Origin of the sequence: Cellulomonas rhizosphaerae (assembly GCF_003470205.1) — a bacterium.
Taxonomy (GTDB): domain Bacteria; phylum Actinomycetota; class Actinomycetes; order Actinomycetales; family Cellulomonadaceae; genus Cellulomonas; species Cellulomonas rhizosphaerae.
Map to the genome: position 1 here is coordinate 1 of NZ_QWKP01000132.1, position 13,761 is coordinate 13,761.

Genomic DNA, 13,761 nt, shown 5'->3' on the forward strand with positions numbered 1-13,761 from the left:
CGTGTTCCGGATCATCAACGGCCTGACGCGCCTCGGCGCACGCGTGGTCCACTCCGGCAACGCCAAGGTGCACGTCTCGGGCCACGCCTCGGCCGGCGAGCTCCTGTACTGCTACAACATCCTCAAGCCGCGCAACGTCATGCCCGTGCACGGCGAGGTCCGCCACCTGGTTGCTAACGCGGCGCTCGCGGTGCAGACCGGTGTGCCGGCCGACCGCGTCGTGCTCGCCGAGGACGGCGTCGTGGTCGACCTGGTCGACGGGCGCGCGTCCGTCGTCGGCGCGGTGCCCTGCGGGTACGTGTACGTCGACGGTTCGAGCGTCGGCGAGATCACCGAGGTCGAGCTCAAGGACCGCCGCATCCTCGGCGACGAGGGCTTCATCTCGATCTTCGCCGTGATCAGCTCGGCCGACGGCAAGGTGCTCGCCGGTCCGCAGATCACCGCGCGCGGCTTCGCCGAGCAGGACGCCGTGTTCGACGACATCCTCCCGGAGCTGACCAAGGCGCTGGAGGACGCGTCCCAGTCGGGCGCGACCGACGTGCACCAGCTCCAGCAGGTCATGCGCCGCGTGGTGGGCCGCTGGGTCTCGAACCGCCTGCGCCGCCGGCCGATGATCATCCCGGTGGTCGTGGAGGCCTGAGCCGGAGCGCAGCTCGCGCGGAGCGCCGGTGCTGTCGCCCCTACGGGGCGTGCGGCACCGGCGCTTCGTCGTCCGTGGCGGTCCGGGCGACGGTGATGTCGTCGATCGTCGCGGGCTCCGTCGCGGTCGCCGGCTCCGCGCCAGGTCGCGACGGGTCACTCTCGTCGCCGCCACGTCGCGACGCGGCCGCCGAGCCGAGCAGGATCAGCGCGGTCGCGCCGGCGATGGTCCACGTCAGCGGCTCGTCGAGCACGAGAGCGCCCAACGTGACCGCGACGACCGGGTTGAGGTACGCGACGAGCGTCGAGCGTGCCGCGCCGACCTCGACGATCAGCCGGAAGAACAGCACGAACGCGAGCGCGGTGCACACCGCCCCGAGCGCGACCAGGGCGAGGACCGCGTCGGTCTCGGGCCAGGGCTGTCGGCCGCCCGCGACGAGGAAGGGCAGGTAGACGAGCGCGGTGATGCCCAGGCACGTGGCGGTCAGCGGGATGGCGGGGACGTCACGCAGCCCACGGTCGGCGATGATCGGCGCCGTCGCGTAGCCGAGAGCGGCGAGCAGCACCTGGGTCACGGCCCAGGGATCGTCGGCGGCCGCGCCGGGGCCGAGCAGGAGGGCAACGCCGCCCAGGCCGACGAGCAGGCCGACCCAGCGCACCGCGGCGACCGGGCGGCGGTCACCGACGATGCGGCCGAGCACCACCGCGGCGATCGGCACGGTGGCCACGAGCAGACCCGTCGTCGAGCTCGTCAGCGTCTGCTCGGCGTTCGAGAGCAGGATCCACGGGCCGACGATCTCGAGCGCGGCGAAGCCGAGGACCGCGGGCCAGTGCCCGCGCAGCACGCGCAGGCCACCGCCCCGCAGGGCGAACGGCAGCAGGAGCAGCGCTCCCAGCGCCGTCCGCACGAAGACGACGGTCACCGGGCTCACCTGGCCCACGGCGATCTTGATCAGGAGGTAGGGCACGCCCCAGATCACGCCGACCGCCAGCAGCAGCAGCCATCCGCGCTTGCTCATCGACCAGCCCCCACACGTCCGAGTCTCACCCGGGCGACGCTAGACCCCGCCACTGACACGACGGGTCACACGAACGCGAGAGCCAGCAGCGCGGCGATGAACGTCAGGAAGGACAGGACCCCGACGCTCACGCGGCGGTCCCGAACGCGTCGCGGTGCCGGCTCGGCGTCGTGCCGTAGCGAGTCGCGAAGTGCTGGCGCAGGGCCGCGGCCGTCGAGTACCCGCACGCGTGGGCGACGGCCTCGACCGGTTCGCGCGTCGTCTCGAGCAGGAGCCGCGCGTGCGCGAGCCGGCGCTCGAGCAGCCACTGCGTCGGACTGGTCCCCGTGCGGGCGCGGAACTGGCGCGTGAACGTCCGGCGCGACATCGCCGCGTGCGCTGCCCACCGGGTCAGGTCCACGGGCTCGGCGAGCCGGCGCGCGGCCCAGTCCATCGCCGACGAGAGCGGGTCGGGCCCGACGGTGGCCAGCGGGGCAGGGATGAACTGCGCCTGCGAGCCGTCGCGGTGCGGCGCCAGCACGAGAGAGCGCGCGACCTCGGCCGCGACGCGTTCGCCCTGGTCGGTGCGCAGCACGTGCAGGCAGCAGTCGAGGGCGGCCGCCACGCCCGCGGAGGTCACGACATCTCCGTGGTCGCACCACAGCACGTCCGACCGCACGTGCGTGGCGGGGAAGCGCGCGGCGAGCTCGTCGGCCGCGTGCCAGTGCGTCGCGACGTCCCGGCCGTCGACCAGCCCGGCCGCGGCGACCAGGAACGACCCGAGGCACAGCCCGACGACGCGCGCGCCGCGGGCGTGAGCCGCGCGGATCGCGTCGAGCAGCGCGGGCGAGGGGATGACGGCGGTATCGGCGCTGGGCAGGATCACGGTGTCGGCCGCGGCGATCGCCTCGAGGCCGTGCCCGACGACGATGTCGTAGCCGGCCGCCGTCGCGACGGGACCCGGGCGCTCGGCGCAGACCGTCACGCGGTAGGGGAGCGGTGGGGCGCTGCGCGGCTGGGCGCCGAAGACCGCGGTCGGGACGGACAGGTGGAACGCGCTGATCCCGCCGAACGCGACGACGGCGATCTCGTGGACAGGTTCGGGTGCCGGCATGGCCCGATCGTAGCGATCAGCGTCCGTCGGGCCAATGGTCGGCCCTCGGGCGCCGAGGCACGCTTGGCCCATGACGACTCCGATCACTGCCACCCTCGTCGGCGGCCCGACGCTCGCCCTGACCTACGCCGGCCTGACGTTCCTCACGGACCCGACGTTCGACGAGCCGCGCGAGTACGAGGGCGGCATCCCGCTCCGCAAGCTCGTCGGCCCGGCGGTCCAGCCCGCCGCGCTCGGGCCGGTCGACGTCGTGCTGCTGTCCCACGACCAGCACCCCGACAACCTCGACGAGTCCGGCCGCGCACTGCTCGCGGGCGTCCCGACCGTGCTCTCGACGCCCGATGCCGCTGCCCGGATTCCCGGTGTTCGCGGACTGGCACCGTGGGAGCAGGTCGAGCTGGGCCGCGTCGTGGTGACCGCGGTCCCGGCACGGCACGGGCCGGAGGGGTCCGAGGCGCTCAGCGGCGTCGTAACCGGGTTCGTCCTGGAGGCGCCCGACGAGTTGACGGTCTACGTCGCGGGCGACAACGCCTCGGTGGACGTGGTCGCGGCGATCGCCCACCGGTTCCCGGCCATCGACCTGGCGGTCCTGTTCGTCGGCGGAGCGAACGTCGGGCGGTTCGGCGACGCGCCCGTCACGCTCGACGCGGCGCGCGCGAGCGCCGCGGCCGACCTGCTGCCGCGCGCGCGGGTCGTCCCCGTGCACCACACCGACTGGGCGCACTTCGTCGACCCGCTCTCGGCCGTGGTCGAGCGGTTCGCCGCGGCCGGCCGGGGCGAGCGCCTCGTCGTGCTCGAGCGGGGTGTGCCCACGGCGCTCTGATCGCCTCAAGTTCGAGCGGAGCGGCTCCGATGCCAGGGCATGGCCCGTCACCACACGCCCGTCGTCGTCCTGCTGACGGTCATCCTGCTCGTGACGGGGACCTGGACCGCGGTCGCGCACCACGACGCCGAGCTCGGTGACCAGCGCGCTGCGGCGCGCGAGCGGGACGCGCGTGCGGTGACGAGTCTCGCGCTCCCGGCGGGCTTCACGCCGATCGCGTGCGAGGGGGCGACCGCGATCTTCGACCGGTGCTGGCGCGTCGCCGTCCTGCCCGACGAGGCGCTCGACGACGCCGTGCGCGCACTGGGCGCCGGCGGCCGCGACGCGCCCCCCGCGTGCACCCGCAGCGCCGAGGACCTCGTGATGGGTTGCAACGCCACCGTGGGCACGGTCACCCTGGTGGCGACCCGAGACCTCAACGAGGCCTGGACGAGCAAGGACGACGTCCTGGCCGGTACCTCGACGCTGGCGATGACCCAGACCGGCCCGGCATAGCTCGGGAGCGGCTCACGCGACGACGAGCCCGCGGAACTCCGCGAGCCGCTCGTGCTCGTGCTCGACCGCCGCGCGCGTGCGCCGGTCCCACGGCTCCCACTCGTCGAGCTTGAGGGCGAGCGTCCTTCCCTGCGCGCGCGGACGCCAGGTGCCGACGATCTCGCCGTCGACGAGCACGGCGCCGGGCCGCCCGATCGTCGGCCAGAGCGCCTTGTGGCGGCTCGCGTCGGGCACGGTGACCGTCCGGTCGCGCCCCTGCAGGTACAGGTCGAAGGGGCCGAGCAGCCGGACGACGGGCTCTGCGGGCGGCTCGGCCGCGCGCTCGAGGGCCGCGACGTCCGCGGGGAGCATCGAGGCCTCCGCGCCGTCCACCGAGACCGTGACGGCGTCGTCGGGCCATCGGGCCCGGACGTCCTTCGCGGGCGAGTCGAGGAACGTGGCGACGTCCTTGACGGTCACGGGGCCGAGCAGGTGCAGGACGCCGCGCACCTGGTCCAGCGCGCCGTCGTCGTCGCTCGTCCGCTCGAGGACGCCGACCTGGCCAGCTGGCCAGCGCGGGATGCGGCGCAGCACCGGGGGAGACGTGTCGGGCTCGAGCTCGAGGCCGGCGTGCAGGGCCGCGAGCCGGAACGACATCTCGTACATGTGCGTCGCGCCGCACGGCTCGCACCAGCGCACGTACGGGTCGCTCATCTCGGCGGTCATGCGCGTGGACAGGGCGCCCTTGGACATGGGCGTCGTGACCACGTCGCGCATCGTGCGTGCCACCTCGCCCAAAGCCTCAGTGACGGGGATGCCGGCCTTCTTCAGGGGGCCCGAGGCGTTGAACACGCGCTTCGCCGCGTCGGCCTCCGAGAACGGGCGCATCGCCTTCTCGACGGCCCGGAGGTCGGACCGGCGGTACGCGTGCGGCGCGCCGCGCAGGGTCCAGGCGAGCGCGAGCTCGTGCGGCCACTCGTGCGCGGTGACGGGCACGCCGCGCAGCGCGAGGGCCCAGAGCGAGCCGTCAGGGCCGGTGTGCTGCACGCCGAGGTCCAGGATCGCGGCGTCGTCGGGCGACCGTCCCGACCGTCGGGCACGGTCGAGCTGCTGCGCGTGGACGCGGTAGCGCAGCACCTGCGTGCGGCCTACCCGGAGCGCGACGTCGGACACCATCGGTCCACCGTGCCACGGCCCACCGACAGCAACCTCACGAGCGCGGCGCGACGATCCCCGGCCCGGCCGCGCGCAGTGCCGCCGAGTACCGATCGGCAGCGCCCTCGGCGGGCAGCAGTCCGTTCAGCTCCAGCTCGACGAGCCCGTGGACGAGGGCCCAGAGCACCATGGCGGGCCGGTCGGCGTCCTCGGGCCCGACGAGCGCGGCGACCGCGTCACGCAGGACCAGGAACGTCGCGCTGCGGGTCGCCTCGCCGCGCGCGGCCTCCTGCGCGCCTGCGCCTGCCACGCCGAACATCACGCGGTAGGCGTGCGGCTCGTCGAGCGCGTGCTCGCGGTACGCCAGACCGAGGGCGAGCAGGTCAGCCCCCGGGTCGGCGGTGTGCGGGACGGCGGCCAGCCGGTCGGCGAACCGGGCGAACGCGGCGTCGCCGACCGCGCGCACGAGGTCCTCGCGGCTCCCGAACAGCGAGTAGACCGCCGACGGCGACGTGCCGACCTGCGCGGCCAGGTCGCGCACGGTCAGCGCAGCGGCACCGCGCGTCGAGACGAGGGCCGACGCGGCGGCGAGGAGTCGGTCGCGCAGGGCGTCGTCGTGGAGGCGGGGCCGGGCCATGCCGTGAGTCTAGGGTCTTGACGATCGTTTGCGAACGGCGTTCCATAACAGCGTTCGCAAACGAGAGGAATGTCGATGCTCGAGCTCACGGACGCCGCGCGGATCACCGCGGGCGTCGTCGCCCTGTCGATCGTCGCCATCGAGTCGGGCGGCGCCTTCATGCTCCGGGTCGTCACGGGCCGTGAGCAGGCGACCGAGTTCCAGAAGTCGTTCTACAGAGCCGGGCACGCGCACGCCGGCGTGCTGGTCACGCTCGGGCTCGTCTGCCTCGTGCTGGGGGAGGCGACCGACCTGACGGGGTTCTGCCGCTGGCTCGCAGACCGGCGTGCTGGTCGCGGCGATCGTCATGCCCGCGGGGTTCTTCTTCGCAGCCCTCGGGAAGGGGCGCGAGGCCCCCAACAGGTTCGTCGTCCTGCTCGGGATCGGCGCGGCCCTGCTGGCCGCGGGCGTCGCGACGCTCGGCGTCGGGCTGCTCCTGGCGTGACGGCGCGCTGCGACTCGTTGATCGTCCGCCCGACACGCGCGCCGACGCGCCCGTCCGGGCGCCCGCCCCGGCTAGTTTGAGGACCATGGCGACTCGTACGTCCTCCTCAGGCGCCCGTTCCGGTGCGCCGTCGACGGCGCGCGCCACCGGCAAGGCACCCGCGAAGCGGCCCGCATCCACCCGTCCGCAGGGCCGGAAGCCGGCACCCGCGCCGCGGCAGTCCGCGCTCCCCGTCCGCATCGTCAAGGGTGCGTTCATGGGCTGCGCGCACCTGCTGGGCGGAACCGCCCGGCGCATGGGCCACGGCGCGCGCGACCTCGATCCGGCGCACCGCCGCGACGGGCTGGCGTTCACGCTGCTCGCGCTCGCGGTCGTCGTCGCGGCGCGCGAGTGGTGGGCGCTGTCCGGCACCGCGGGGGACGCGATCCACTCGGTCGTGGCCGGAACCTTCGGGCTGGTCGGCGTGATCGTGCCGATCCTGCTGCTCGCCACCGCGATCCGCCTCATGCGCCACCCCGAGCGTGTGCAGGCCAACAGCCGCATCGGCATCGGTCTGACCGCGATCATCCTGGCCGTGTGCGGCATCGTGCAGATCTCGAAGGGCCTGCCCGGCACCGACGACTTCGACGCGCTCCGCGCCGCCGGCGGCATCGTCGGCTTCGCGGTCGGCACGCCCCTCGCGACCCTGCTCACCGCGCCGGTCGCGATCATCCTGCTGCTGCTGCTCGCGTTCTTCGGCGTCCTGGTCGTCACGGCGACTCCGGTGCACCAGGTCATCCCGCGCCTGCGCAACGGCTACCACCGCCTCACGGGCGGACGCGCCCCGTCCGACGAGGTCGAGGACGAGGCGCCCGACGACGACGAGCCGCTGGTCATCCACGCGCTGCACTCGGCGGTCGACGAGGAGCCCACGCTGGCTCGAGCACAGGGGCCCAAGCGCCGCCTCGGCATCCTGGGCCGCCGAGCGCGCGCCGACGAGCCCGACGTCCCCGACGAGGAGCGGCTCGAGGAGTACGTCGGCGACGAGGCGTTCGTCCGCGCAGCGGTCGTCGTCCCGGACGCCGACGCCGACGCAGCCGACGACGCGCGCGAGCCCGCCCCCGACACCGTCCCGACCGCACTGCTCGAGGCCGCCGACCGCACGATCGTCGCGCCGCCCGCGACCACGCCGGTCCCGCGCGGCGAGCAGCCCATGCTCGAGGGCGACGTGCTCTACACGCTGCCCGCCGAGGACGCGCTCGCCAAGGGCGCTCCGCACAAGGTGCGCTCCGCGGCGAACGACCGCGTGGTCGAGTCGCTGACCTCGGTGCTCGAGCAGTTCGAGATCAACGCCCAGGTCACGGGCTTCACCCGCGGCCCGACGGTCACGCGCTACGAGGTCGAGCTCGGCAAGGGCACCAAGGTCGAGCGCGTCACGGCCCTGAGCAAGAACATCGCCTACGCCGTGGCCAGCGCGGACGTGCGCATCCTGTCGCCGATCCCCGGCAAGTCCGCGATCGGCATCGAGATCCCGAACACCGACCGCGAGACCGTCTCGCTCGGCGACGTGCTGCGCTCGAGCGCCGCCAAGCGCACCGAGCACCCGATGGTCATCGGCGTCGGCAAGGACGTCGAGGGCGGCTACGTCACGGCGAACCTCGCCAAGATGCCCCACCTGCTCGTGGCCGGCGCCACCGGCGCGGGCAAGTCGAGCTTCGTGAACTCGATGATCGTCTCGATCCTCATGCGCGCCACGCCCGACGAGGTCCGCATGGTGCTCGTCGACCCCAAGCGCGTCGAGCTGACGATCTACGAGGGCATCCCGCACCTCATCACGCCCATCATCACCAACCCGAAGAAGGCCGCCGAGGCCCTCGAGTGGGTGGTGCGCGAGATGGAGGCGCGGTACGACGACCTCGCCAACTTCGGGTTCAAGCACATCGACGACTTCAACACCGCGGTGCGCGCGGGCAAGGTCAAGCCGCTGCCGGGCTCCGAGCGCAAGATCGCGACGTACCCGTACCTGCTGGTCGTGGTCGACGAGCTCGCCGACCTGATGATGGTCGCCCCGCGCGACGTCGAGGCCTCGATCCAGCGGATCACGCAGCTCGCGCGCGCGGCCGGCATCCACCTGGTGCTCGCGACGCAGCGGCCGTCGGTCGACGTCGTGACCGGCCTGATCAAGGCCAACGTGCCGTCCCGCCTCGCGTTCGCGACGAGCTCGCTGACCGACTCCCGCGTCGTGCTCGACCAGCCGGGGGCCGAGAAGCTCATCGGGCAGGGCGACGCGCTGTTCCTGCCGATGGGCGCGGCCAAGCCGATGCGCACGCAGGGTGCGTGGGTCGCGGAGTCCGAGATCCACGCGGTCGTCGAGCACGTGAAGAAGCAGCTCAAGCCGACCTACCGGCAGGACGTCACGGTCGCGGCGACCAAGAAGCAGGTCGACGAGGACATCGGCGACGACCTCGACCTGCTGCTGCAGGCCGCCGAGCTCGTCGTGACGACGCAGTTCGGCTCGACGTCGATGCTGCAGCGCAAGCTGCGGGTCGGCTTCGCCAAGGCCGGTCGCCTCATGGACCTGCTCGAGTCGCGCGAGATCGTCGGGCCCTCCGAGGGCTCCAAGGCGCGCGAGGTGCTCGTCCAGCCCGACGACCTGGCGGGCACGCTCGAGATGCTGCGTGGCGCCCCAGCGGACGACCCGTACGCGAGCTCCGACGGCGGCATGCCGGGCGACCCGCCCGTCGCGACCGACTACTTCGACGACGACGACGAGGGGGACGACGCCGGGCCATGGTCCGGCGGACGCCGGTGATCCACGCGGTCGCCCACGGCGCCCTCGACGCGTCGTTCCTGGGCGTCTCGGACACGGTCAGCACCGTCACCAGCGCGATCGGCTGCATCGCGATCATCGCCCTGCTCGCGGTCCTCGTGCTCATGGCCCGCCAGCGCCGCGAGGTGCACCGTGCCAACGCGGCCCTCGCGCTGTCGCGCGAGCTGCGGCACCGCTACGACGCGCTGCAGGCCGTCACCCGCGAGGGCGCGCTCGTCTCGTCGTTGTCCGGGCGGGTGCTCGACATCTCCGAGCGTGCCGCGGCGATCCTCGGCGTCGACGCCGCGTCGTCCGTGGGCCAGCAGATCGGCGACCTCCCGGTCGTGCTGGTCAACGAGCTCGGTCTGTCGATGAACCCCGCCGCCGTGCTCGGCCACCGCGGCGGGCTCGGGCACACCGGGTTCACGGTCGACTCCGAGCTCGTGGGCGTCGCGCTGCCCGGAGGTGCGCAGGCGCAGGCGCGGATGGTGCAGGTCGCGAGCCAGCTCGTGCCCGCGGGCGACGGCGACGCGGCGGCGGTCCTGACGACGCTCGTCGACGTCACGGGCCGACGCGAGGTCGAGGCGGCCCTCTCACGCAGCGAGACCCAGTTCCGCGTGGCCATGGAGAACGCGCCGATCGGCATGGCGCTCGTCGACCTGGACTGGCGGATCGTCGAGGCCAACGCCGCGCTGGCCGAGCTGCTCGGCACGAGCGTCGGCGCGCTGCGCGGCTACCCGATGGCCGACCTCTCGACGCCGGACACGCGCCCCTCGGAGCGCCTCGAGGTGGACCGCCTGCTGGGCGGCAGCCAGCACCGGTTCTCGCTCGAGAAGCGCTACCAGCGCGCGGACGGGCACCTCGTGTGGGTCGTGCTCGACACCGCGCTGGTCCGCACGCCCAACGGCTCGCCGGACCACTTCGTCGTCCAGGTGCGCGACTCGACGGAGTCGCGGCTGCAGGCCGAGATGCTCACGCACCGCGCGATGCACGACCCGCTGACCGGCCTGGCGAACCGCACGCTGCTGCAGGAGGTCCTGCAGTCGGTGCTCGAGCAGCCGGGCATCGTCGACCGCGTCGCGGTGCTCGCGTGCGACCTCGACGGCTTCAAGGAGATCAACGACCGCTACGGGCACGCCGCCGGCGACGAGGTGCTCGTGCACGTCGCGAGCGTGCTGCGCGTCGCGACCGCCCGGCGCGGCACGGTCGCGCGGCTCGGTGGGGACGAGTTCGTCGTCGTCGTGCAGGACGTCGACGGCCCCAAGGCGGTGTTCGAGGTCGCCGCGGCGATCCACGCGGGCCTCGAGGAGCCGGTCCGCGTCGCGCGGCGCCGCCTGAGCGTGGGCGCGAGCATCGGCATCGCGCTCGCCGACCCCGACGCGATCGAGGGCGGCGCGCCCGCGATGCTCGCCGCCGCCGACGCGGCCCTCTACCGGGCGAAGGCGGCGGGCCGGGGTCGGACCGAGGTCTACGACCAGAGCATGAACCGCGCGAGCGGCGCCGAGCTGCACCAGGAGCTCGCCGCAGCGCTGGAGGCCGGCGAGCTCGTCGTCTACTACCAGCCGATCGTCGACCTGGGGGACCAGCGCGTCGTCGGCTACGAGGCGCTCATCCGCTGGCAGCACCCGTACCGCGGCCTGCTGCTGCCGAACGCGTTCCTGTCGATGGTTCAGGAGGCCGGCCTCGCGGTCGCGCTCGGGCAGTTCGTCGCCCGGCGCGTGGTCGAGGCCGTCGCCGCGATGAAAGACCAGACGCGCTGGGTGTCCGTCAACGTGTCGGCCGACCAGCTCGGCGACGGCGAGTTCGCGACGACGCTGCTCGCCGAGATCTCCCGGCACCGCGTGATGGCGGGGCGGATCGTCGTCGAGCTCACCGAGACCTCGCTCGTCGCGTCGGGCACGCGCATCCGGCACGAGCTCACGCAGCTGTCCGCCGCGGGCGTGCCCGTGCTGCTCGACGACTTCGGCACGGGCGTCTCGCCGCTGTCCTACCTGCGCGACCTGCCGGTCGCTGGGGTCAAGCTCGACATGTCGTTCACGTCGGGGATCCCCGACGACCCGACGGCCGGCAAGATCGCCCGCGCGCTGGGGTCGCTCGCGCGCGAGCTCGCGATGGTGACGATCGCCGAGGGGATCGAGCACGCCGAGCAGGCCGAGTTCTTGCACCGCAACGGCTGGCGCTACGGGCAGGGCTGGCTGTTCGGCAGCGCGCAACCGGTCAGCAGCGTGCTGGGGACCAAGACGCAGGCCTGACGGCTACCTCGTCCGGGGCACCACGGTCGGCGGCGGACCGGTCGAGACGACTGGCTCGGTCCGCTCGGGGGCCTCTGTCCCGGCAGCCCCCGCGACGCGCTCCGTGCGCGCAGCGACCTTCGCCTTGCTCAGCGTCGTCGTCCCGCCGGCGATGTCCGGCAGCGCATGGACCTCGTGGCCGCCGAGCCGGTCGACGGTGATGGGGGTCCACTCGACACCCGTGACGCGGGCCGGTCCCGCCGCGCGCCCCTCGGCCTCGAACGCTCCGGTGCTCTCGACGTGCGCGGTCAGCAGGATCCCGGAGTCGGTGTCGTCGACGCAGCAGTCGCCGTCCTGGTTGGACAGGAAGTTGCCCAGGCCGTAGGCGACCCACATGCCCTCGCCGCGCGGCCCGCCCTCGAGGCGCGCCACGGGCTGCGGCACGTGCGCGTGGTGCCCGATCACGAGGTCGATCTCGCCCGAGTCGGCGAGCTCCTGGTCGATCTGCTTCTGCTCGGGCGTCGGCGCCGTCTGGTACTCCACGCAGCAGTGGATGCTCGCGATCACCAGGTCCGCGCCGTCCTTGCGCGCCTGCTTGGCCTGGTCGACGAGCTTCGGCACGTCGATGAGGTTCACGGACCAGGGCTTGTCGGCATCGATCGGCATCCCGTTGGTGCCGTACGCGGCGGCGATCTGGGCGACGGTGATCGTCTGGCCCGCGCGCTCCAGTCGGTAGAGCTGCGGCTGCTGCTGCTCGGTCGCGGACCGGGCGGTGCCGACGTGGCCGAGGCCCGCGGCGTCGAGCGTGTCGAGCGTCGCCTCGACGCCCGCGAAACCGCGGTCGACCGAGTGGTTCGACGCGGTCGAGCAGCCGTCCCAACCCTGCTGCTGGAGCCCGTCGACGATCTGCGCCGGACTGCCGAAGATCGGGTAGCCGGTCGGCTTCTTGCCCGGGGGCGCGATCGGCACCTCGAGGTGGCAGATGGCCAGGTCAGCGGCCTGGATCCACGGGTCGAGCGGGTCGAGCATCGGGCTGAAGTCGTAGCCGTCTCCGGTCTTCGCCGACGCGATCACGGGGAGGTGGGGGAGCACGTCGCCCGCCGCGACGATGGTGAGCTCCGCGTCCGGGTCCGCCGTCGGGGTGGGCGTCGAGGTCGGGGTCGGCGTGGGGGTGACCGAGGGGCCCTCGGCGGCGGGGACGTCGCCCGGGGTGTCGTCACCGGGGCTGCCGAGGCCGAACGCGACGGCACCGACGCAGGCCAGGACGAGCACCAGGGTGGCGACGACGGCGACGAGCTTGGAGCGGCGGTGGGCGCGGACGTGCCGGGTCATGAGCGGGCCGTGGACTTCGCATGCACACCGGGACTCTAGAGTGTCTGGCGTGATCGACCCGCCACGACCGTCAGCCTGGAACGCGGCGAACCTGCTGACGATGCTCCGCATCGCGCTCGTCCCGTTCTTCGCGTGGGCGCTCCTGATGGACGGCGGCCACAGCACGGGGTGGCGCCTCGTGGCCACCGCGCTCTTCGTCCTCGCGGCCGTCACGGACCGTGTCGACGGCTGGCTGGCCCGGCGCAACGACCAGATCACCGACCTCGGCAAGCTGCTCGACCCCATCGCCGACAAGCTGCTCGTCGGCGCCGCGCTCGTGCTGCTGTCCGCGTTGGGCGACCTGTGGTGGTGGGTGACGATCGTCATCCTCGTGCGCGAGCTCGGCATCACCGTGATGCGGTTCTTCCTCCTCCGCTACGTGGTGCTGCCGGCCTCGCGCGGCGGCAAGATCAAGACGGTCCTGCAGTCCGTCGCGATCGGGCTCTACCTGCTGCCGCTCGACGCCCTGCCCGGCTGGGTCAGCGTCGTCGCCGCGGTGACGATGGCCGTCGCGCTCGTCGTGACCGTCGCGACCGGCGTCGACTACCTGCGCATGGCCGTGCGCATCCGCCGCGCCGCCGCGCGGCCCCCGGCGCTCTAGGTGGGCGACGCGCGGACGCTCCTCGACGAGCTGCGCGGTCGCGGGCTGAGCGTCGCGACCGCAGAGTCGCTCACGGGCGGGCTCGTCTGCGCGCGACTGGTGTCCGTGCCGGGCGCGTCCGACGTGGTGCGGGGGTCCGTGGTCGCCTACGCGACCGACCTCAAGGCCTCGGTGCTCGGGGTCGACGCGGACCTGCTCGCGGCCCGCGGCCCGGTCGACGCCGACGTGGCGCTCGCGATGGCCCGCGGCGTGCGGATCCGGCTCGGGGCCGACGTCGGCCTCGCGACGACGGGTGTCGCGGGACCCGGGCCCGCCGACGGGCACGCGGCCGGCACCGTCCTGGTCGCGGTCTCGACGCCCTGGGCCGACGAGTCGCTCGAGCTGCACGTGCACGGCGACCGGTCCGCGGTCCGGGAGGCCTCCGTGGACGCCGTGATCGACCTCGC

General features: G+C 73.8%; 13 protein-coding genes. 8 read left to right on the forward strand and 5 right to left on the reverse strand.

Going from position 1 to position 13,761, the window contains the following annotated elements:
- The coding region (locus D1825_RS03965) for an MBL fold metallo-hydrolase RNA specificity domain-containing protein (RefSeq protein WP_138067427.1) at positions 1 to 640 on the forward strand (640 nt) is incomplete at its 5' end.
- A gap of 40 nt (positions 641 to 680) precedes the next feature.
- Here D1825_RS03965 and D1825_RS03970 read toward each other — a convergent pair.
- Both D1825_RS03970 and D1825_RS03975 read right to left on the reverse strand, forming a co-directional pair.
- Positions 681 to 1,658, reverse strand: a complete 978-nt coding sequence (locus D1825_RS03970) for a DMT family transporter (RefSeq protein WP_118766170.1) — start codon at positions 1,656 to 1,658, stop codon at positions 681 to 683.
- 127 nt (positions 1,659 to 1,785) lie between these two features.
- Entirely contained in the window at positions 1,786 to 2,751 is a 966-nt protein-coding gene (locus D1825_RS03975; protein WP_118766171.1) for a GlxA family transcriptional regulator, read from the reverse strand.
- A gap of 70 nt (positions 2,752 to 2,821) precedes the next feature.
- On the opposite strand from D1825_RS03975, the gene D1825_RS03980 reads away from it, so the two are divergent.
- The gene (locus D1825_RS03980; RefSeq protein WP_118766172.1) at positions 2,822 to 3,574 is read left to right on the forward strand and encodes an MBL fold metallo-hydrolase; all 753 of its coding nucleotides are present in this window, start codon (positions 2,822 to 2,824) and stop codon (positions 3,572 to 3,574) included.
- A 39-nt stretch (positions 3,575 to 3,613) separates the two neighbouring features.
- Positions 3,614 to 4,069 (forward strand): hypothetical protein, encoded by a 456-nt coding sequence (locus D1825_RS03985; protein ID WP_118766173.1) that lies wholly within the window; start codon positions 3,614 to 3,616, stop codon positions 4,067 to 4,069.
- 12 nt (positions 4,070 to 4,081) lie between these two features.
- Here D1825_RS03985 and D1825_RS03990 read toward each other — a convergent pair whose 3' ends face one another.
- Complete coding sequence (locus tag D1825_RS03990) at positions 4,082 to 5,224, reverse strand: winged helix DNA-binding domain-containing protein (RefSeq protein WP_118766174.1); 1,143 nt, start codon at positions 5,222 to 5,224, stop codon at positions 4,082 to 4,084.
- A 34-nt stretch (positions 5,225 to 5,258) separates the two neighbouring features.
- A complete protein-coding gene (locus D1825_RS03995; protein ID WP_118766175.1) occupies positions 5,259 to 5,840 on the reverse strand; it encodes a TetR/AcrR family transcriptional regulator in 582 nt (193 codons plus the stop codon).
- Between the two features lie 325 nt (positions 5,841 to 6,165).
- Here D1825_RS03995 and D1825_RS18525 point away from each other — a divergent pair, with 325 nt between their 5' ends.
- The 3 genes from D1825_RS18525 to D1825_RS04010 all read left to right on the forward strand — a co-directional run bounded on the left by D1825_RS18525 (position 6,166) and on the right by D1825_RS04010 (position 11,364).
- Complete coding sequence (locus tag D1825_RS18525) at positions 6,166 to 6,324, forward strand: hypothetical protein (protein WP_233549613.1); 159 nt, start codon at positions 6,166 to 6,168, stop codon at positions 6,322 to 6,324.
- Between the two features lie 85 nt (positions 6,325 to 6,409).
- Complete coding sequence (locus tag D1825_RS04005) at positions 6,410 to 9,115, forward strand: FtsK/SpoIIIE family DNA translocase (RefSeq protein WP_118766176.1); 2,706 nt, start codon at positions 6,410 to 6,412, stop codon at positions 9,113 to 9,115.
- Entirely contained in the window at positions 9,094 to 11,364 is a 2,271-nt protein-coding gene (locus D1825_RS04010) for a putative bifunctional diguanylate cyclase/phosphodiesterase (RefSeq protein WP_118766177.1), read from the forward strand. Before D1825_RS04005 ends, D1825_RS04010 begins: the two co-directional genes overlap by 22 nt.
- A 3-nt stretch (positions 11,365 to 11,367) precedes the next feature.
- Here D1825_RS04010 and D1825_RS04015 read toward each other — a convergent pair whose 3' ends face one another.
- Positions 11,368 to 12,675: a CapA family protein gene (locus tag D1825_RS04015; RefSeq protein ID WP_118766178.1), complete on the reverse strand. Its 1,308-nt coding sequence runs from the start codon at positions 12,673 to 12,675 to the stop codon at positions 11,368 to 11,370.
- A 52-nt stretch (positions 12,676 to 12,727) separates the two neighbouring features.
- On the opposite strand from D1825_RS04015, the gene pgsA reads away from it, so the two are divergent.
- Both pgsA and D1825_RS04025 read left to right on the forward strand, forming a co-directional pair.
- Entirely contained in the window at positions 12,728 to 13,315 is a 588-nt protein-coding gene (gene pgsA / locus D1825_RS04020; RefSeq protein WP_407643292.1) for a CDP-diacylglycerol--glycerol-3-phosphate 3-phosphatidyltransferase, read from the forward strand.
- On the forward strand, positions 13,316 to 13,761 hold a 446-nt coding region (locus D1825_RS04025; RefSeq protein ID WP_138067428.1), incomplete at its 3' end, for a CinA family protein. It lies immediately after the preceding gene.